The sequence below is a fragment of the Variovorax sp. GW821-FHT10D07 genome (genome assembly GCF_059415325.1).
This window is the reverse complement of the sequence record NZ_JBWKMZ010000002.1, coordinates 236850-255441: the sequence shown is the minus strand read 5'-3', so window position 1 is coordinate 255441 and position 18592 is coordinate 236850. Positions and strand designations below refer to the sequence as shown.

Sequence of the window (18592 nt, the reverse complement as noted above, 5' to 3'; positions counted from 1 at the left end):
TGCAGCGCCGCCTGTCTTCTCTGGAGTTCGGATCACGACGTATTATCGAATGAACCCGAGCCCGAGCCGCGCAGAAGATGCGTCCGCTTCTCCCACGTTGGACTCCAATCTCCACTCCCTTTCCCGCCAGTTGATCGAGTTGCGCATCGAGCATGCGGACCTCGACGCGTCCATCGACAGCCTGAGCGAGGTCGCGCCGCAGGACGAGCTGCTGCTGCGCCGCCTCAAGAAGCGCCGCCTTGCGCTGCGCGACCAGATCGTGCGGCTCGAGAACGCGATCGATCCGAAGGAGCCGGCATGAGCGCGGTGGGCCTGGAAGACACGCTCGCATCGAAGGTGCTGGAAGCTTTCTCCGAGGGCGGCGTGCTGTCGCGCGCGGCCGAGCAGTTCCGCGAGCGCTCGGGCCAGACCGAGATGGCGATGGCCGTGGCGCGCACCATCGAGCAGGGCGGCATGCTGGTGGTCGAGGCCGGCACCGGCGTCGGCAAGACCTTCTCTTACCTGGTGCCCGCGCTGCTGAGCGGCGAGCGCGTGCTGCTCTCGACCGCCACCAAGGCGCTGCAGGACCAGCTCTTCGGCCGCGACCTGCCGCGACTCGTGGAAGCGCTGGGCCTGCCGGTGCGCACCGCGCTGCTCAAGGGCCGCGGCAGCTACCTCTGCCTGCACCGGCTCGACATCGCGCGCCACGACGCCTCGCTGCCCGAGCGCGGCAGCCTGCGCACGCTGGCGAAGATCGAGCAATGGTCCAAGGCCACGCGCACCGGCGACCTGGCCGAGCTGCCGGGGCTCGACGAGCGCTCGCCGCTGATCCCGCTGGTGAGCTCGACGCGCGAGAACTGCCTGGGCGCGCAGTGCCCGCAGTTCAAGCCCTGCCACGTCAACCTGGCGCGGCGCGAGGCGCTCGCGGCCGATGTGGTGGTCATCAACCATCACCTGTTCTTCGCCGACCTCGCGGTGCGCGAGACCGGCATGGCCGAGCTGCTGCCGAGCGTCAGCGTGGTGGTGTTCGACGAGGCGCACCAGCTCAACGAGACCGGCGTGCAGTTCCTCGGCACCAACCTCGGCACCGGGCAGGCACTCGATTTCGCGCGCGACGTGCTCGCGGCCGGCCTCACGCATGCGCGCGGCCTGGTCGACTGGCAAGGCATCGTGGCCGGGCTCGAGCGCGCGGCGCGCGAGCTGCGGCTGGCGGTGGGCAAGCAATGGCCGGGCGCGAAGCTGCGCTGGGCCGGGCCCTCGCCCGAGGGCATCGGCGAGCACGAATGGCAGGGCGCGCTCGACACGCTGCAGATCGCCTTCGAGGAGGCAGCCGAAGGCCTCGACACGGTCAGCGAGCTGTCGCCCGATTTCGTGCGGCTGCTCGAACGCGCGCGCGAACTCGCGAAGCGCGCTGCCAAGTTCGCGCGCGCCTGCGCGCCGGAATCGGTGCGCTGGGTCGACGTGGGCACGCAGCTGCGGCTGGTGGAGTCGCCGCTCGACATCGCCGAGGCGATGCGCACGCGCGTGCTCAAGATCGCCAAGGCGCCCGATGCGCAGCCGGACGCGCACGGCGACGAGACGCTGGGGCGCGGCGCCCGCGAGGCCGTCGACGAATACGACGCCTGGCTCGATGCGCAGGGCGGTGGCGATGACGACGACGAGCCACCGCGCGCGCACGAGCCCGAACCCGCAGCCACCGAGCGGCGCCGCCGCGCCTGGGTCTTCACCTCCGCCACCCTGGGTGACGATCCCACGCTGCGCTGGTTCACCGAACCCTGCGGCCTCGAGGATGCGGAGGTGCTGCGCGTGCGCAGCCCCTTCGACTACGCCGCGCAGGCCGCGCTGTACGTGCCGCGCGCCTTCCCCAAGCCCAACGAGCCCTCGCACAGCCTGCGCGTGGCGCAACTGGCCGCGCGCGGTGCCGGCGCGCTCGGCGGTCGCACGCTGGTGCTGACCACCACGCTGCGCGCGCTGCGCACGGTGGGCGACGAGATCCGCCAGCAGATCGAGCGCCTGGGCATCGAGCGGCGGCCCGAGGTGCTGGTGCAGGGCGAGCTGCCCAAGCGGGTGCTGATGGGCCGCTTCCGCGAGGGCGACACGATGGGCCGCCCCGGCTGCGTGCTGGTCGCCTCGGCCTCGTTCTGGGAAGGTTTCGATGCGCCCGGCGATGCCCTGCAGCTGGTGGTGATCGACAAGCTGCCGTTCCCGCCGCCCAACGATCCGCTGGTCGAGGCGCGCTCGCAGCGGCTCGAGGCGCAGGGCCGCAGTTCCTTCGGCGACTATTCGCTGCCCGAGGCCGCGGTGGCGCTCAAACAGGGGGCGGGGCGGCTGATCCGGCGCGAGACCGACAGCGGCGTGCTGGTGATCTGCGACACGCGGCTGGTCGCGATGGGCTATGGCCGGCGCCTGCTCGGGGCGCTGCCGCCGATGCGGCGGCTCGAGACCGAGGCCGATCTCGACGCGGCGATCGCGGACCTGGCCGTGCCGGTGCAGGACTGAAGCGCGCGCCGCGCGGGCGATAAAAAAGCCCGAAGGCTCGCGCCGTCGGGCTTTCGTGCGGGGTCAGCCGAGCCGGCCGGCCGCCATCACCACATCTTCCACCAGGGATCGTCCTTGGTCTTGAAGCCTTGCGAGAGGTAGGTGCTCTGCGGGTAGTTGGAGGTCAGCACGCGCTGCGCGTCGTCGCGCAGGTCGTTCATGCCGAGCGCGTCGTACGAGCGCACGATGATGTAGAGCGCTTCCTCGACGGCGGGCACTTCGCGGTAGTCGGCGATCGCGCTCTGAGCGCGGTTGATGGCCGCCAGGTAGGCGCCGCGCGAGTAGTAGTAGCGCGCCACGTGAACCTCGTACTGGGCGAGCGAGTTCACGATGTAGTTCATGCGCTGGCGCGCATCGGGCGTGTAGCGCGAGTCGGGGAAGCGCGTGATCAGTTCCTTGAACGACTCGAACGACTCCTTGGCCGCCTTCTGGTCGCGCTCCGACAGGTCCTGGCGCGTGAGGAACGCGAACATGCCGAGGTCGTCGTTGAAGTTGACCACGCCCTTGAGGTACAGCGCATAGTCGAGCGCGGGGCTGGCGGGGTGCAGCTTCAGGAAGCGATCGATGGTGGAGACCGCGGCCGCCTTGTCGCCGCCCTTGTACTGGGCGTAGGCCTTCTCGAGCTGGGCCTGCTGGGCCAGGGGGGTACCGGCGGCACGGCCCTCGAGCTTCTCGTACAGCGGCACGGCCTTGTCGTAGGCGCCGGAGCCGGCTTCGTCCTTGGCTTCCGCGTAGATCCGGTTGGGGCTCCAGGTCGCGGTCTTGTCGTCCTTGGTGCTCGAACAGCCGGCGAGCAGCGCGAGGGCGCTGAGCGCCATCCAGGCTGGGACCGATAATTTGGCGCGAATCATCACATGCGGCTTTCGTGAAACAGTTGCCCTCAATTATATCGACCGACCCCCGCGACAACTCCCCGGAGGCGGCCGAGCTCGACGAGGGCGCCGATCCGTCCGAAGCCAGCGAGTGGCGGGATTTCGTCGTCGACCCCGCGCAGCACGGACTGCGGCTGGATCGCGCGCTGGCCGCATTGGTTCCCGAGTTCTCGCGCAGCTACCTGCAGCAGCTGATCGAGGCCGGCGCCGTCGAGCTTCAGGGCCGCGCCGCCACCAAGGCCTCGGCGGCCGTGCGGGCCGGGCAGGCGGGGCGGGTCGAACTGCGCCCCACGCCGCAGAGCCAGGCGTTCCGGCCCGAGCCGATGGAGATCGTCACCGTCTACGAGGACGAGCACCTGCGCGTGATCGACAAGCCGGCCGGCCTGGTGGTGCATCCCGCCCCGGGCCACTGGAGCGGCACGCTGCTCAACGGCCTGCTCGCGCTCGATCCCAAGGCGCTGCTGCTGCCGCGCGCGGGCATCGTGCACCGGCTCGACCGCGACACCAGCGGGCTGATGATGGTCGCGCGCACCCGCGCCACCATGGACGCGCTGGTGGCGCTGATCGCCGCGCGCGAGGTCAAGCGTCAGTACCTGGCGCTGGGCCACAAGCCCTGGACCGGCGCGGCTGCGCGCCAGGTCGACGCGGCCATCGGCCGCGATCCGCGCAACCGGCTGCGCATGGCGGTGGTCGACCTGCAGCAGCACGCCGGCAAGACCGCCCGCACCCTGATCGAGCGCCTGGACAGCGAGGAGCGCGGCTGCGTGGTGCGCTGCACCCTCGAAACCGGCCGCACGCACCAGATCCGCGTGCACATGGCGTCGATCGGCCATCCGCTGGTGGGCGACACGCTCTATGGCGGCACGGCCGCCGCGGGCCTCGCGCGGCAGGCGCTGCATGCGTTCCGGCTGGCCTTCGTGCATCCCGTCACCAAGGCGCCGATCGCGCTGCATTCGCCCGTGCCGGCCGATCTCGCCGAGGCCTTGCGGGCCTGGGGGCTGGACTACAATCGCGCCTGACGGCCTCCAGGGCCGCCTCGCCGGCCGCTTGGTGCCGGCCCCGCGTTGCACTCGCCGCGTGCCGGCAACGCCTCCTTCCATCCTTCTGAACAAAAAAAGCGTCCCCCAAGGCGCCTTTTCCCGGACAACGCGAACCATGAATACGGCGGATGCCAAGCGCATTCTCGAAACCGCCTTGATCTGTTCGAGCCAGCCGCTGCCGGTGCGCGAATTGCGCGTGCTGTTCGACGACGCACTGGGCGTGGACACGATCAAGTCGCTGCTTCTCGAGCTGCAGGAAGACTGGACGCAACGCGGCCTCGAACTGGTCAGCGTGGGCAGTGGCTGGCGCTTTCAGAGCCGGCCCGAGATGCGCGACCACCTCGACCGGCTGCACCCCGAGAAGCCGCCGCGCTACACCCGCGCGGCGCTCGAGACCCTGGCCATCATTGCCTATCGCCAGCCGGTCACGCGCGGCGACATGGAAGACATCCGCGGCGTCACCATCAACTCGCTGATCCTCAAGCAGCTCGAGGACCGCAACTGGGTCGAGGTGATCGGCCACCGCGAGACGGTCGGGCGCCCGGCGCTGTACGCGACCACGCGCCAGTTCCTCGACGACCTCGGCCTGGCCTCGCTCGACCAGCTGCCGGTGATCGAGACACCGGCCCAGCAGGCGGCACTGGTCGACTCGCTCGAGCGCGCGGGCGGCGGCGACCAGCCGGCGCTGCCGATCGACGAGCCGCCGGCGGAGGCCGAGCCGGCGCCGGCCGCCGAGGAGACGGCGGTTGCCGTCGCGGCGGAAGAGGCGCAGACTGGGGTACCCCCCTCGGAACAACCCGAAGTCCAGCAGGCGATCGCGGACGATGCATCGCTGGCCGACGAAGCGATCGCCGACGAGATCGTGGCGACCGACAGCGCGCCGGCCGAGCCGGACATGACTGCCGAGCCGGGCGATGCCGCCGCCCTCGACGAGCGAGGCGACGCCGCCGAACAGCCAGCCCCCGCGGAAGCCCAGGCTTCCGCCGATACCGAACCCTCCGAAGAACCCCGCATCGATCCCGACGCTCCGCCGCCGGACGCGACCGATCCTGACGCAGTCCTCCCCGGAAAGACCTCATGAGCTCATCCGACCCCGACCAAGCGGCGATCCTGCCGATCGACCCCTTGTCCAATGAAAACACGCCGGAAACGACCGGCCAGTCCGCGGGCGAGGCTGCGAAAGCCGTAGCGACGGCGGAGGAGGGCGCGGCACCGAAGCGGCGTCCGCGGCGCAAGAAGGAGGCCGTGGAGGCCACCGAGGCGCCGGCCGCGGCCGAACCCGAAGCGGCCGTGGCCGCCGAGAGCGCCGAGGAGCCGGCCAAGCCCGCCAAGCCGAAACGTCCGCGCAAGCCGAAGGCCGTGGTCGAAGCGGCGCCCGAAGAGTCCGCAGCCGAATCCGAGCCGCCCGCGCTCGAAGCGACACCCGAGCCCGTCGCGGCACCGGTGCCCCAGCCGGAGCCCGAGCCCGCGCGTGCCGAACCGGCGCGCCTGCAGCCCCGGGACGAGGAAGATTCGGACGACCGTTCCGAGGACGAAGAAGACGAGGAAGACCCCGACGACGAGGAGGACGACCTCGACCGCGCGCGCCGCGCCGCCGAGCGCGAGCAGCGCAATGCGCCGCCGCCCGAGCCGATCCGCTTCGCCGACGTCATCTCGGGCCAGTTCGACGCCGACGAGGACAGCCCCGAGGTGCCGCCGCTCAAGCGCGTGCTGCTGCCCGAGGCCGATTCGCCCAAGCTGCACAAGGTGCTGGCGCAGGCCGGGCTCGGCTCGCGCCTCGAGATGGAGCAGCTGATCCTGCAGGGGCGCATCTCGGTCAACAACGAGCCGGCCCACATCGGCCAGCGCATCCAGTACGGCGACCAGGTCAAGATCAACGGCAAGCCGATCCGCTACCGGATCGCGCCGCCGCCGCCGCGCGTGATCGCCTATCACAAGCCCGTGGGCGAGGTCGTCACGCACGACGATCCGCAGAACCGCCCGACCGTGTTCCGCAAGCTGCCGCGCCTGCACCAGGGCAAATGGCAGTCGGTCGGCCGGCTCGACCTGAACACCGAAGGCCTGCTGCTGTTCAGCAGCTCGGGCGACCTGGCCAACCAGCTGATGCATCCGCGCTTCGGCCTGGAGCGCGAGTACGCGGTGCGCGTGCTCGGCGCGATCAGCAGCGAAGAACGGCAGAAGCTGCTCGACGGCGTGCGCCTCGACGACGGCATGGCGCAGTTCGGCACCATCGAGGACGGTGGCGGCGAGGGCTCCAACTGCTGGTACCGCGTCACGATTTCCGAAGGCCGCAACCGCGAGGTGCGCCGGCTGTTCGAGTCGGTGGGCCATGCGGTCAGCCGGCTGATCCGCATCCGCTACGGCGCGATGGTGCTGCCGCGCGGCCTCAAGCGCGGCGCCTGGATGGAGCTCGACGAGCGCGACATCCGCGCGCTGTTCCAGGCCTCGGGCGGCGCGCAGGCGCGTCCGGGTCCGCCGCAGCAGCGCGGCCAGGGTCCCGATGGCGGCGGTGGCGGCCGGAACGGCCGCAACAAGAAGCGCCGCGGTGGCCGCAACGGCGGTGGTGCCCAGGCGCGCGACGACAACCGCGAGCCGCCGATCCCCAGCCCGCTGGGCGACGGCCGTCCGCCGCGCGGCCCGCGCAACAACCGCGGCCCCGGCGGCGGCAACGGCGGTCCGCCGCAACAGCAGCAGGGCCGACGCAACAACGGCAACAACAACGCCGGCAACCGCAACCGGCAGGGCGGCGACGACCGTCCGCCGAGCGGTGCCAACCAGCCCGATCCGATGAAGACCTCGCTGGGCTACATCGGCGCCGACAGCTTCACGCGCCAGCGCAAGGAGCAGCGCCAGGGCGGTTCCGGCCGCCGTGGCGGTGGGGGCGGCGGGGGCGGTGGTGGAGGCGGCGGCTTTGGCGGGCAGGGCGGCGGCGGTGGCCGGCGCCGCGGCCGCTGAACAAAAACAGCCGCGCCCGCGCGGCCTTTCGCGGGGTTTTCACCAAGGTGGTGAATCCCGCCGGTTAAAATCGCGGGCTTTGTCGGGATACAGCGCAACAATATCGTTGCAGTTGTGACAAAAAACTTCAGAATCAAGCAAGCTCAGAAAGCACTTCCATGGCTATCGAACGTACCCTCTCCATCATCAAGCCCGACGCCGTCGCCAAGAATGTCATCGGCAAGATCGTTTCCCGCTTCGAGGCCGCCGGCCTGAAGATCGTGGCCGCCAAGCTGGTGCACCTCTCGCGCAACGAAGCCGAGCAGTTCTACGCCGTGCACAAGGAACGTCCCTTCTTCAAGGACCTGGTCGAGTTCATGATCTCGGGCCCGGTGTTCGTGCAAGTGCTCGAAGGCGAGAACGCGATCGCCAAGAACCGTGACCTGATGGGCGCCACCGACCCGAAGAAGGCCGCCGCCGGCACCATCCGCGCCGACTTCGCCGACAGCATCGACGCCAACGCCGTGCACGGTTCGGACGCTCCCGAAACCGCCGCCAACGAAGTGGCGTTCTTCTTCGCCGGCCTCAACGTCTACGCACGCTGAAGCCGCATCTCGACCGAATCCATGACCACGGCCAACCTGCTCGATTTCGATCTCGAGGGGTTGGCTGCGTTCTGCGAAAAACTCGGCGAGAAGAAATTCCGCGCCACGCAGCTGTTCCGCTGGATCCACCAGCGTGGCGCCAGCGACTTCTCCCAGATGACCGACCTGGCCAAGTCGCTGCGCGAGAAACTCGCGACGACCGCGCGCGTCGAGGCGCTGCCGGTCATCACCCAGCACGAATCCAAGGACGGCACGATCAAGTGGCTGTTCGACGTCGGTGACGGCAATGCCGTCGAAGCCGTCTTCATTCCCGAGGACGACCGCGGCACGCTGTGCGTGTCGTCCCAGGCCGGCTGCGCGGTCGGCTGCCGCTTCTGCTCGACCGGCCACCAGGGCTTCAGCCGCAACCTGAGCACGGGCGAGATCGTCGCCCAGCTCTGGTTCGCCGAGCACTTCCTGCGCAAGCACCTGAAGCGCGACGAGCGCGTCATCTCCAACGTGGTGATGATGGGCATGGGCGAGCCGCTGCAGAACTATTCGGCACTGGTGCCCGCGCTGCGCACCATGCTCGACGACAACGGCTACGGCCTCTCGCGCCGCCGCGTCACGGTCTCGACCTCGGGCGTGGTGCCGATGATCGACCGCCTGGGCACCGACTGCGCGGTGGCGCTGGCCGTCTCGCTGCACGCGCCCAACGATCCGCTGCGCGACGACCTGGTGCCGCTGAACCGCAAGTACCCGATCGCCGAGCTGCTCGAGGCCTGCAAGCGCTACCTCGCGCACGCGCCGCGCGACTTCATCACCTTCGAGTACTGCATGCTCGACGGCGTCAACGACCAGCCCGAGCATGCGCGCCAGCTGATCGAGCTGGTGCGCACGCACGGCGTGTCGTGCAAGTTCAACCTGATCCCGTTCAACCCCTTCCCGGCATCGGGCCTGCTGCGTTCGCCGCAGCCGCGCGTGCTGGCCTTCGCGAAGATGCTGAGCGACGCCGGCCTGGTGACCACGGTGCGCAAGACGCGCGGCGACGACATCGACGCCGCCTGCGGCCAACTGGCCGGCGACGTCAAGGACCGCACCCGCGCGGCCGAGCGCATGGCGCAGCGCCGCCTGGCGTCTTCTGCCTCGGGAACGGAGCGAACGGTCGTGTTGCATCCGGTCCGCAAGGCCGCTTCCACCGCCTCCCAGGAGCATTGAACCGATGAGCATGGCTTTTCCGACGGCGAGCGCCGGGCTGCAACGCGTGCTGGTGGCCAGCTTCGCGGGCCTCGCGGCGCTGCTGCTCTCGGGGTGCGTGAACACCCGCACCACGACCACCAGCCTCGATTCGGCCAGCTCGTCCTCGGGCCCGCAGCTCGTCACCGAGTCGGACGAGTCGAACGCCCGTCGCCGCGCCCGCCTGCGCATGGAACTCGCGGCCGGCTATTTCGAGCATGGCCAGAACACCGTCGCGCTCGACGAGATCAAGCAGGCGCTCAACGCCGATCCCAGCTATGCCGACGCCTTCGCGCTGCGCGGGCTGGTCTACATGCGCATGGAAGACGCCGGCCTGGCCGAGGACAGTTTCCGCCGCGCGCTGGCGCTCAACCCGCGCGACGGCAACACGCGCCACAACTACGGCTGGCTGCTGTGCCAGCAGAACCGCTACCGCGACGCCGCCCAGCAGTTCACCGAGGCGCTGGCCACTCCGGCCTACGCCGAACGCGCCAAGACGCTGATGACGCAGGGCCTGTGCGAGATGCGCGCGGGCCAGCCTGTCGAGGCCGAGCGCTCGCTGCAAGCGGCCTACGAGATCGATGCCGGCAATCCGGTGGTCGGCTTCAACCTCGCCTCGCTGCTCGCGAAGCGCGGGGAATGGTCGCGCGCGCAGTTCTACGTGCGCCGCGTCAACAACGGTCCCTCGGCCAACGCCGAAACCCTGTGGCTGGGGATCAAGATCGAGCGCAGTCTCAACAACCGCGAGGCGGTCGCGCAGCTGGGCGGGCAGCTGCAGCGCCGCTTCCCGCAGTCGCGCGAAGCTTCGGCGTTCGAGCGCGGGAATTTCAATGACTGAACGGGTTTCCGAATTCGGCACTTCCGCGGTGATTCCGCTCGAGGAAGCCGACAACACGAACAAGTCCGCCGGCACCATGCTGCGCGAGGCGCGCGAAGCGCACGGCCTGCACATCGAGATGGTCGCGGCCGCGCTCAAGGTGCCGGCGCAGAAGCTGCTGGCGCTCGAGGCCGACGACATCGCCGCCTTGCCCGATCCGGTGTTCGCGCGCGCGCTGGCCAGCAGCGTCTGCCGTGCGCTGCGCGTCGATCCGGCGCCGGTGCTCGCCAAGCTGCCGGGCGCGCCCAAGGCCGCGGTGGCGGTGGCCGACCGCAATCTCAAGACCCACATCGTCTCGGGCACCTCGCGCTGGGGCAGCGGCCGTTCGGGCGGGCTGCCGTCGCGCGCGCTGCTGACCGTGGTCGCGCTGCTGCTGGTCGGCGCGGCCGCGATCTTCTGGCTGCCGCAGTCGGTGTTCGACCGCATCGGCAGCACGGTGTCGCGCATCACGGCGCGCGGCGCGGCCGAGATCGGACCGAACGCCGGCGAGACGCCCGCGGCCGCCGGCACCACGCCGGGCGTCGCGACCGAGAACGTGCCGGTCCCGGCCGCGGCCGTCGGCACCGCCACGCCGGCACCGGCCGTTGCGGCTGCACCGGCGACACCGGCCGCGGCAACGCCCGCCGCCCCCGCGACGGCCACGCCGCCGGCCGCCGCCGACGCGAGCGGCCAGGCGCTGGTCTTCGTGGCGCGCGAGGAATGCTGGATCACCGTCACCGATTCGGCGGGCAAGCAGTTGCTGCGGCGCAGCCTGCTGGCCGGCGAAACGGTCGCGCTGTCGGGGGCGCTGCCGCTCTCGGTGGTGGTCGGGCGCGCATCGAGCGTCGATGTGCAGGTGCTCGGCAAGCCCTTCGATCTCAAACCCTTCACGCGCAACGGCGGCGTTGCGCGCTTCGAGGTGAAATCGTGAGCGAACCCCTGCCGATCGAATCCGCGGCGCCCAAGGCGCGCCGCTCGCGCCAGGCCCGCGTGGTCTGGGGCCCGCGCGTGGTCACGGTCGGCGGCGATGCGCCGGTGCGCGTGCAGTCGATGACCAACACCGACACCGTCGACGCGATCGGCACCGCGATCCAGGTCAAGGAACTGGCCCAGGCCGGCTCCGAGATGGTCCGCATCACGGTCAACACGCCCGAAGCCGCGGCGCAGGTGCCCTACATCCGCGAGCAGCTCGACCGCATGGGCATCGACGTGCCGCTGGTCGGCGACTTCCACTACAACGGCCACCGGCTGCTGACCGACTATCCGGCCTGCGCCGAGGCGCTGAGCAAGTACCGCATCAACCCCGGCAACGTGGGCAAGGGCGACAAGAAGGACCGTCAGTTCGGCCAGATGATCGACGCGGCGATGCGCTGGAACAAGCCGGTGCGCATCGGCGTGAACTGGGGCAGCCTCGACCAGGAACTGCTGGCCAGCCTGATGGACACCAACAGCCTGCGCGCGCAGCCCTGGGATGCCAAGCAGGTCATGTACGAGGCGCTGATCACCTCGGCCATCGAATCCGCGAAGCTGGCCGAATCCATGGGCATGGCCGGCGAGCAGATCATCCTGTCGTGCAAGGTCAGCGGCGTGCAGGACCTGATCTCGGTCTACCGCGAGCTCGCGCGGCGCTGCGACTATCCGCTGCACCTGGGCCTGACCGAGGCCGGCATGGGCACCAAGGGCACCGTGGCCTCGGCCACCGCGCTGTCGATCCTGCTGCAGGAGGGCATCGGCGACACCATCCGCGTGTCGCTCACGCCGCAGCCCGGAGAGTCGCGCACGCAGGAGGTGGTGATCGCCTCCGAGATCCTGCAGTCGCTGGGCCTGCGCATCTTCGTGCCGAGCGTCACCGCCTGCCCGGGGTGCGGCCGCACCACCAGCACCACCTTCCAGGAACTGGCCAAGCAGATCGACGACTACCTGCGCCTGCAGATGCCGGTCTGGCGCAAGAAATACCCGGGCGTCGAGACGATGAAGGTGGCCGTGATGGGCTGCATCGTCAACGGCCCCGGCGAGAGCAAGCACGCGGACATCGGCATCAGCCTGCCCGGCACCGGCGAGGCCCCCGCCGCGCCGGTCTTCATCGACGGCGAAAAGGCCCTCACGCTGCGCGGCGACAATATCGCCAACGAGTTCCACCAGCTCGTCGAAACCTACATCGAAAAGCGCTTCGGCCAGCCCCAGGCTGCCGACGTCGCCTGACCACTCCTCTCCCATGGCTGACAAGATCAATGCCGTCAAAGGCATGAACGACATATTGCCGGCGAGCGTGCCGCGCACCGACCGCCTGCCCGACTCGGCCCTGTGGTCGTGGTTCGAGCAGACGGTGCGCTCGCTGCTCGCGCGCTACGGCTACCAGTACATCGTGACGCCGGTGGTCGAACCCACGGCGCTGTTCGTGCGCGGTCTCGGCGAGGTGACCGACATCGTCGAGAAGGAGATGTACTCCTTCACCGACTCGATGAACGGCGACAAGCTCACGCTGCGCCCCGAGGCCACCGCCGGCATCGTGCGCGCGATGGTCGAGCACAACGCGCTCTACAACGGACCGCTGCGGCTGTGGACCCTGGGCGCGATGTTCCGCCACGAGCGGCCGCAAAAGGGCCGCTACCGCCAGTTCCACCAGCTCGACGTCGAGGCGCTGGGCTTCGCCGGCCCGGACGTGGATGCCGAGCTGATCCTCATGGTGCGCGCGCTGTGGCGCGAGCTCGGGCTGCTCGAGGGCCAGCACGTGCGGCTCGAGCTCAACAGCCTGGGCCAGCCGGCCGAGCGCCAGGCGCATCGCGAGGCGCTGATCCGCCACTTCGAGGCGCATGCCGAGCTGCTCGACGCCGATGCGCAGCGCCGGCTGCACAGCAATCCGCTGCGCATCCTCGACACCAAGAATCCCGCCATGCAGGCGATGGTCGAGGCCGCGCCGCAGCTGATGGACTTCCTCGGCGAGGAGTCGCGCGCGCACTTCGCCGCGGTGCGCGCGGTGCTCGACGCCGCGGGCCTGGGCTACCGCGTCAACCCGCGCCTGGTGCGCGGCATGGACTACTACAACCTGACCGTGTTCGAGTGGGTCACCGACCAGCTCGGCTCGCAGGGCACCGTGTGCGGCGGCGGCCGCTACGACGGCCTGATCGGCCAGATGGGCGGCAAGCCGGCGCCGGCCGTGGGCTTCGGCCTGGGCATCGAGCGGCTGCTGCTGCTGATCCAGGAACTCGGCCTGCCGGTGCCCGGCAGCGAACCCGCGGCCTACGCCATCGTGCCCTCGGCCACAGCGCTGCCGCAGGCGATGGTGGTGCTCGAGCAGTTGCGCGCGGCCGGCGTGGCCGTGGTGCAGCATGCGGGCGGCGGCGGCATGAAGGCGCAGTTCAAGAAGGCCGATGCGAGCGGGGCGCGCTTTGCGCTGATCTTTGGCGAGGACGAACTCGCGCGCGGCGAGGTCACCGTGAAATCCTTGCGCGATGGCAGCGGTTCGCAGGTGGCCCGCCCGCTCGCGGACGTGGCCGGCTGGGCCGCCACCCTACAATCGCCGGCTCCCGGGGAATCATCGGACCGTTCCTGAGTCTTTCAGCCTCACGGAGGCACAGAATGAAAACACACGGGCGCACCCGGCGCACCGCGGCCTCGAGTCCTTCCAACCACTGACAGCGCATGGCAACCCATCTCGATCTCGAAGAACAGGAACAGCTCGACCAGCTCAAGCATTTCTGGAACACCTACGGCACCCTGATCACCTGGGTCGTGCTGCTCGTCGCCGGCGCCTTCGTGGCCTGGAACGGCTGGCAGTATTTCCAGCGCACCAAGGCAGCCCAGGCGGCGGCGCTGTACGACGAGGTCGAGCGCAGTGCCCAGTCGGGTGACGCCGCCCGCATCGAGCGCGTGTTCAACGACATGAAGGAACGCTTCGCGGGCACCGCCTATGCGCAGCAGGCCGGCCTGCTGGCCGCCAAGACCCTCTACGACAAGGGCAATGCCGAAGCCTCGCGCGCCGCGCTCGGCTGGGTGGCCGACAAGGCCACCGACCCCGGCTACCAGGCCATCGCCCGGCTGCGCCTCGCGGCCGAACTGCTCGACGCCAAGTCCTACGACGACGCGATCAAGCAGCTCTCGGGTAACGTGCCGAAGGAATTCGAGCCGCTGGTGGCCGACCGCAAGGGCGACATCTACCTGGCCCAGGGCAAGCGCGACGAGGCGCAGGCCGAGTACCGCAAGGCCTGGACCGGCCTGGGTGCCGCTTCCGAATACCGCCGGCTGGTCGAATTCAAGCTCAATGCGGTCGGCGTCGACCCCAAGAGCCTGGCGCCCGCCATCACCGTCACCTCCGCAGTTCCTGCCAAATCCTGATCGCCAGCCATCATGAATTTCATGCGTTTCATGCCTGAATCGACCGCCGTGCGTGCGGGGTCTGCTCTTGTTTTGGTAGCGGTCCTGGCCGCCTGCTCGGGCACCTCCAAGCCGAAGCCGGCCGAACTGCCGACCAATGCCTCGCTGATCGGCGTGCGCCAGGCCTGGAGCGTGAAGATCCCGGCGGTCAAATTCCCGCTCACCACCGACATCAGCGGCGACATCGTGACCGTGGCCGCCGCCGACGGCACCGTGGTCGGCATCGATGCCCGCGCAGGCCGCGAAACCTGGCGTGCCAGCGTCGGCGCACCGCTCACGGCGGGCGTGGGCAGCGACGGCAGCATCACCGCGGTGGTCACCACCAACAATGAACTGGTCGCGCTGCAGGGCGGCAAGGTGATCTGGAAGCAGCGCCTCACGGCGCAGGCCTTCACCGCGCCGCTGGTGGCCGGCCGCCGCGTCTTCGTGCAGACCGCCGACCGCAACATCAGCGCCTGGGACGGCGAGAGCGGCCGCCGCCTCTGGTCGCAGCAGCGCACCGGCGAGAACCTCGTGCTCAAGAAGCCGGGCGTGCTGCTCGCCGTGGGCGACACCCTGGTGGCCGGCATCGGCGGCCGCCTCGCGGGCATCAACCCGTCGAACGGCACCTCGCGCTGGGAATCGCCGATCGCGGCGCCGCGCGGCACCAACGACGTCGAGCGCCTGGTCGACCTGACCGGCAGCGTGAGCCGCGTGGGCGACACCGTCTGCGCGCGCGCCTACTACGCCAGCGTCGGCTGCGTCGACACGCTGCGCGGCACGCTGGTCTGGAGCAAGGCGGCCTCGGGCGCCGAGGGCCTCGGTGGCGACGACGGTTTCGTCTACGGCACCGAAGCCGATGGCAGCGTCACCGCCTGGCGCCGCGCCGACGGCGAACGCGCCTGGCAGACCACCACCTTCAAGAACCGCACGCTGACCGCGCCGCTGGCCGTGGGCCGCTCGCTGGTCATCGGCGACAGCACCGGTCTGCTGCTGTTCGTCTCGCGCGAGAACGGCGGCCTGCTGAACCGCGTCACGCCCGATGGCTCGGCCATCGAAACCGCTCCGGTGGTCGTGGGCAACACGGTGGTGGTCGTCACGGCCAACGGCGGCGTCTTCGGCTACCGTCCCGACTGATCTTTTTTCCAGGGCATGGCCATGAATTGCGAATCCGCGAAGGAGCGGCCATGAAACCCGTCATGGCCCTGGTGGGCCGTCCCAACGTCGGCAAGTCGACCCTGTTCAACCGCCTGACCCAGACGCGCGACGCCATCGTGGCGGACTTCGCCGGGCTGACGCGCGACCGCCACTACGGCAACGGCCGCCTGGGCAAGCACGAGTTCATCGTCATCGACACCGGCGGCTTCGAGCCCGACGCGGGCAGCGGCATCTTCAAGGAGATGGCCAAGCAGACGCGCCAGGCCGTGGCCGAGGCCGACGTGGTGGTGTTCGTGGTCGACGCCCGCGAAGGGCTGTCGGCGCAGGACCACGACATCGCCAACGAGCTGCGCCGCCTGGGCAAGCCCTGCGTGCTGGTGGCCAACAAGTCCGAAGGCATGCACGACGGCTCCAAGCTGGTCGACTTCTACGAGCTGGGCCTCGGCGAGGTGCATGGCGTGTCGGCCGCGCACGGGCAGGGCATCCGCGGCCTGGTCGAACTCGCGCTCGAGTCGCTGAACCTGCCCGAGCCCGAAGAGGACGAGGACGGCGAGGACGACGTCAACAAGCCGATCAAGCTCGCGGTGGCAGGGCGGCCGAACGTCGGCAAGTCCACGCTGATCAACACCTGGCTCGGCGAAGAGCGTCTCGTGGCCTTCGACATGCCCGGCACCACGCGCGATGCGATCTCGGTGCCCTTCGAGCGCAACGGCCAGCGCTTCGAGCTGATCGACACCGCCGGATTGCGCCGCAAGGGCAGGGTGTTCGAGGCGATCGAGAAGTTCTCGGTGGTCAAGACGCTGCAGGCCATCGAATCCGCCAATGTCGTGCTGCTGCTGCTCGATGCCACCCAGGGCGTGACCGACCAGGACGCCCACATCGCGGGCTACATCCTCGAGAGTGGCCGCGCGGTGGTGATTGCCATCAACAAGTGGGATGCGGTCGACAGCTACCAGCGCGAGCAGATCCAGCGCCAGATCGAGACCCGGCTGGTGTTCCTCAAGTTCGCCGCGCTGCATTTCATCTCGGCCATCAAGCGCCAGGGCCTGGGGCCGCTGTGGCAGGCGATCGCGCAGGCCCACAAGTCGGCCACCCGCAAGATGTCGACGCCGGTACTGACCCGGCTCTTGCTCGAGGCGGTGCAATTCCAGACCCCCAAACGCACCGGCATGTTCCGGCCCAAGCTGCGCTATGCGCACCAGGGCGGCATGAATCCGCCGCTGATCGTGATCCACGGCAATTCGCTCGAGCATGTGACCGACGCCTACAAGCGCTTTCTCGAGGGGCGGTTCCGCAAGGAATTCGACCTGGTGGGTACACCATTGCGAATCGAATTCAAGAGCTCCCACAATCCCTACGCCGACAAGGACGAGTGAGTCTTGGGCACCGTTGGCGGCCGATGAGCGGCCGCCGGAACGGAAGTTCCGTCTTTTGAGAACCGTTATTTTTCAAAGGCTTTTGGCGCGGAATGCTGCAGCGCGGGAGGCCTGTGTTAAGGTCCCTTTTCCAACAACTACTCTTGAACACGGAGAATATCGTGAGCAATAAAGGGCAACTTCTACAAGACCCGTTTCTGAACACACTGCGTCGCGAGCATGTGCCGGTTTCCATTTATTTGGTGAACGGTATCAAGCTGCAGGGTCAGATCGAGTCTTTCGACCAGTACGTCGTGTTGCTTCGCAACACGGTGACACAGATGGTCTACAAGCACGCCATTTCCACCATCGTGCCGGGTCGTGCCGTCAACTTCTCGGCCAACGAGAACGACGACGCCGCAGCCTGATCGGCGCGGAGCGCGGCGGTGTCAAACCCGCCGCGCTTTTCCCCTTTTCTGATACCGCTTGTCTGAACTGAATTCCCGCCAGGAAGGCGCCGTCGTTCTCGTCGGCGTCGACTTCGGGCTGCCCCATTTCGACAGCGAACTCGAAGAACTCGGCCTGCTCGCGCAAACCGCGGGCCTCTCGCCCGTGGCTCGCCTCGTGTGCAAGCGCAAGGTGCCCGACGCGGCGCTTTTCGTGGGCAGCGGCAAGGCCGACGAGATCAAGGAGCTCGCCGCGATGCATCGCGCGAGCGAGGTCATCTTCGACCAGTCGCTGAGCCCGGCCCAGCAGCGCAACCTCGAGCGCCAGCTCGACGTCGCGGTGTACGACCGGACCTTCCTCATCCTCGAGATCTTCGCGCAGCGCGCACGCTCGCACGAAGGCAAGCTGCAGGTCGAGCTCGCCCGCCTGCAGTACCTGAGCACGCGCCTCGTGCGCCGCTGGTCCCACCTGGAGCGCCAGACCGGCGGTGCCGGCGTGCGCGGCGGCCCGGGCGAGAAGCAGATCGAGCTCGACCGCCGGATGATCGCCGAGTCGATCAAGCGCACGCGCGAGCGCCTGGCCAAGGTGCAGAAGCAGCGCGGCACGCAGCGCCGCCAGCGCGAGCGCCGCGAGACCTTCAACATCTCGCTGGTGGGCTACACCAACGCGGGCAAGTCCTCGCTGTTCAATGCGCTCGTGAAGGCCCGTGCCTACGCGGCCGACCAGCTGTTCGCCACGCTCGACACCACCACCCGCAACCTCTACCTGGGCGATGCGCGTCGGCAGGTGTCGATCTCCGACACCGTGGGCTTCATCCGCGACCTGCCGCACGGCCTGGTCGACGCCTTCAAGGCGACCCTGCAGGAAGCGGTCGATGCCGACCTGCTGCTGCACGTGGTCGATGCCTCGAACCCGCACCATCCCGAGCAGATGGCCGAGGTGCAGACGGTGCTGCGCGAGATCGGCGCCGACACCGTGCCGCAATTGCTGGTCTTCAACAAGCTCGATGCCCTTGAAAGCACGCAACGTCCGCTGCATCTGCAGGACGACATGGACATCGACGGCGTGCAGGTTCCGCGCATCTTCCTGAGCGCCCGCAGCGGCGAGGGCTTGCCCCTGCTGCGCGCGGAGCTGGCCCGACTCTCGGGCTCGATCGCCGATACCATGACCCCTGAGGGTGACGCTGAATTGCACGGTGCCACCCATTGATTGGGCACAATCCCGCCACTGACAAGAGAAC

General features: G+C 69.4%; 17 protein-coding genes. 16 read left to right on the top strand and 1 reads right to left on the bottom strand.

Annotated elements, in window-relative coordinates; all coding sequences use genetic code 11:
- The first annotated feature begins 97 nt into the window (after window positions 1-97).
- Together AC07PU_RS06410 and AC07PU_RS06405 are read left to right on the top strand one after the other, a co-directional pair.
- Window positions 98-301 (top strand): YdcH family protein, encoded by a 204-nt coding sequence (locus tag AC07PU_RS06410; protein WP_093342624.1) that lies wholly within the window; start codon window positions 98-100, stop codon window positions 299-301.
- Window positions 298-2478, top strand: coding sequence for an ATP-dependent DNA helicase (locus AC07PU_RS06405; protein WP_495316176.1), 2181 nt, complete (start codon window positions 298-300; stop codon window positions 2476-2478). The genes AC07PU_RS06410 and AC07PU_RS06405 overlap by 4 nt, the downstream gene beginning before the upstream one ends.
- Window positions 2479-2564: 86 nt before the next feature.
- Here AC07PU_RS06405 and AC07PU_RS06400 read toward each other — a convergent pair whose 3' ends face one another.
- Window positions 2565-3368 carry an outer membrane protein assembly factor BamD gene (locus AC07PU_RS06400; RefSeq protein ID WP_093342623.1) on the bottom strand — a complete coding sequence of 268 codons (804 nt, stop codon included), beginning with the start codon at window positions 3366-3368 and terminating at the stop codon, window positions 2565-2567.
- 14 nt (window positions 3369-3382) lie between these two features.
- Between AC07PU_RS06400 and AC07PU_RS06395 the strand changes: the two genes are divergently transcribed.
- From AC07PU_RS06395 to hflX, 14 genes are all read left to right on the top strand, one after another.
- Window positions 3383-4408 carry an RluA family pseudouridine synthase gene (locus AC07PU_RS06395; RefSeq protein ID WP_398499328.1) on the top strand — a complete coding sequence of 342 codons (1026 nt, stop codon included), beginning with the start codon at window positions 3383-3385 and terminating at the stop codon, window positions 4406-4408.
- 136 nt (window positions 4409-4544) lie between these two features.
- Window positions 4545-5510, top strand: coding sequence for an SMC-Scp complex subunit ScpB (scpB, locus tag AC07PU_RS06390; RefSeq protein WP_495316173.1), 966 nt, complete (start codon window positions 4545-4547; stop codon window positions 5508-5510).
- The gene (locus AC07PU_RS06385) at window positions 5507-7384 is read left to right on the top strand and encodes a pseudouridine synthase (RefSeq protein WP_495316171.1); all 1878 of its coding nucleotides are present in this window, start codon (window positions 5507-5509) and stop codon (window positions 7382-7384) included. Before scpB ends, AC07PU_RS06385 begins: the two co-directional genes overlap by 4 nt.
- A 158-nt stretch (window positions 7385-7542) precedes the next feature.
- Window positions 7543-7968: a nucleoside-diphosphate kinase gene (gene ndk / locus AC07PU_RS06380; protein WP_019653122.1), complete on the top strand. Its 426-nt coding sequence runs from the start codon at window positions 7543-7545 to the stop codon at window positions 7966-7968.
- 21 nt (window positions 7969-7989) lie between these two features.
- A complete protein-coding gene (rlmN, locus tag AC07PU_RS06375) occupies window positions 7990-9165 on the top strand; it encodes a dual-specificity RNA methyltransferase RlmN (RefSeq protein ID WP_495316168.1) in 1176 nt (391 codons plus the stop codon).
- Window positions 9166-9169: 4 nt separating this feature from the next.
- The gene (gene pilW / locus AC07PU_RS06370; RefSeq protein ID WP_495316166.1) at window positions 9170-10021 is read left to right on the top strand and encodes a type IV pilus biogenesis/stability protein PilW; all 852 of its coding nucleotides are present in this window, start codon (window positions 9170-9172) and stop codon (window positions 10019-10021) included.
- A complete protein-coding gene (locus AC07PU_RS06365) occupies window positions 10014-10970 on the top strand; it encodes a RodZ domain-containing protein (protein ID WP_495316165.1) in 957 nt (318 codons plus the stop codon). Before pilW ends, AC07PU_RS06365 begins: the two co-directional genes overlap by 8 nt.
- An 8-nt stretch (window positions 10971-10978) precedes the next feature.
- Window positions 10979-12241, top strand: coding sequence for a flavodoxin-dependent (E)-4-hydroxy-3-methylbut-2-enyl-diphosphate synthase (ispG, locus tag AC07PU_RS06360; protein WP_281077512.1), 1263 nt, complete (start codon window positions 10979-10981; stop codon window positions 12239-12241).
- Window positions 12242-12254: 13 nt separating this feature from the next.
- Window positions 12255-13592 (top strand): histidine--tRNA ligase, encoded by a 1338-nt coding sequence (gene hisS / locus AC07PU_RS06355; RefSeq protein WP_495316163.1) that lies wholly within the window; start codon window positions 12255-12257, stop codon window positions 13590-13592.
- A gap of 89 nt (window positions 13593-13681) precedes the next feature.
- A complete protein-coding gene (locus tag AC07PU_RS06350) occupies window positions 13682-14374 on the top strand; it encodes a YfgM family protein (protein ID WP_495316161.1) in 693 nt (230 codons plus the stop codon).
- Window positions 14375-14386: 12 nt separating this feature from the next.
- Window positions 14387-15529: an outer membrane protein assembly factor BamB gene (gene bamB, locus AC07PU_RS06345; protein WP_093342611.1), complete on the top strand. Its 1143-nt coding sequence runs from the start codon at window positions 14387-14389 to the stop codon at window positions 15527-15529.
- Window positions 15530-15579: 50 nt separating this feature from the next.
- Complete coding sequence (gene der / locus AC07PU_RS06340) at window positions 15580-16926, top strand: ribosome biogenesis GTPase Der (protein WP_208509375.1); 1347 nt, start codon at window positions 15580-15582, stop codon at window positions 16924-16926.
- Window positions 16927-17087: 161 nt separating this feature from the next.
- Entirely contained in the window at window positions 17088-17333 is a 246-nt protein-coding gene (gene hfq, locus AC07PU_RS06335; protein WP_056582504.1) for an RNA chaperone Hfq, read from the top strand.
- Window positions 17334-17391: 58 nt separating this feature from the next.
- Window positions 17392-18561, top strand: coding sequence for a GTPase HflX (hflX, locus tag AC07PU_RS06330; protein WP_093342608.1), 1170 nt, complete (start codon window positions 17392-17394; stop codon window positions 18559-18561).
- The last annotated feature ends 31 nt before the right edge of the window (window positions 18562-18592 follow it).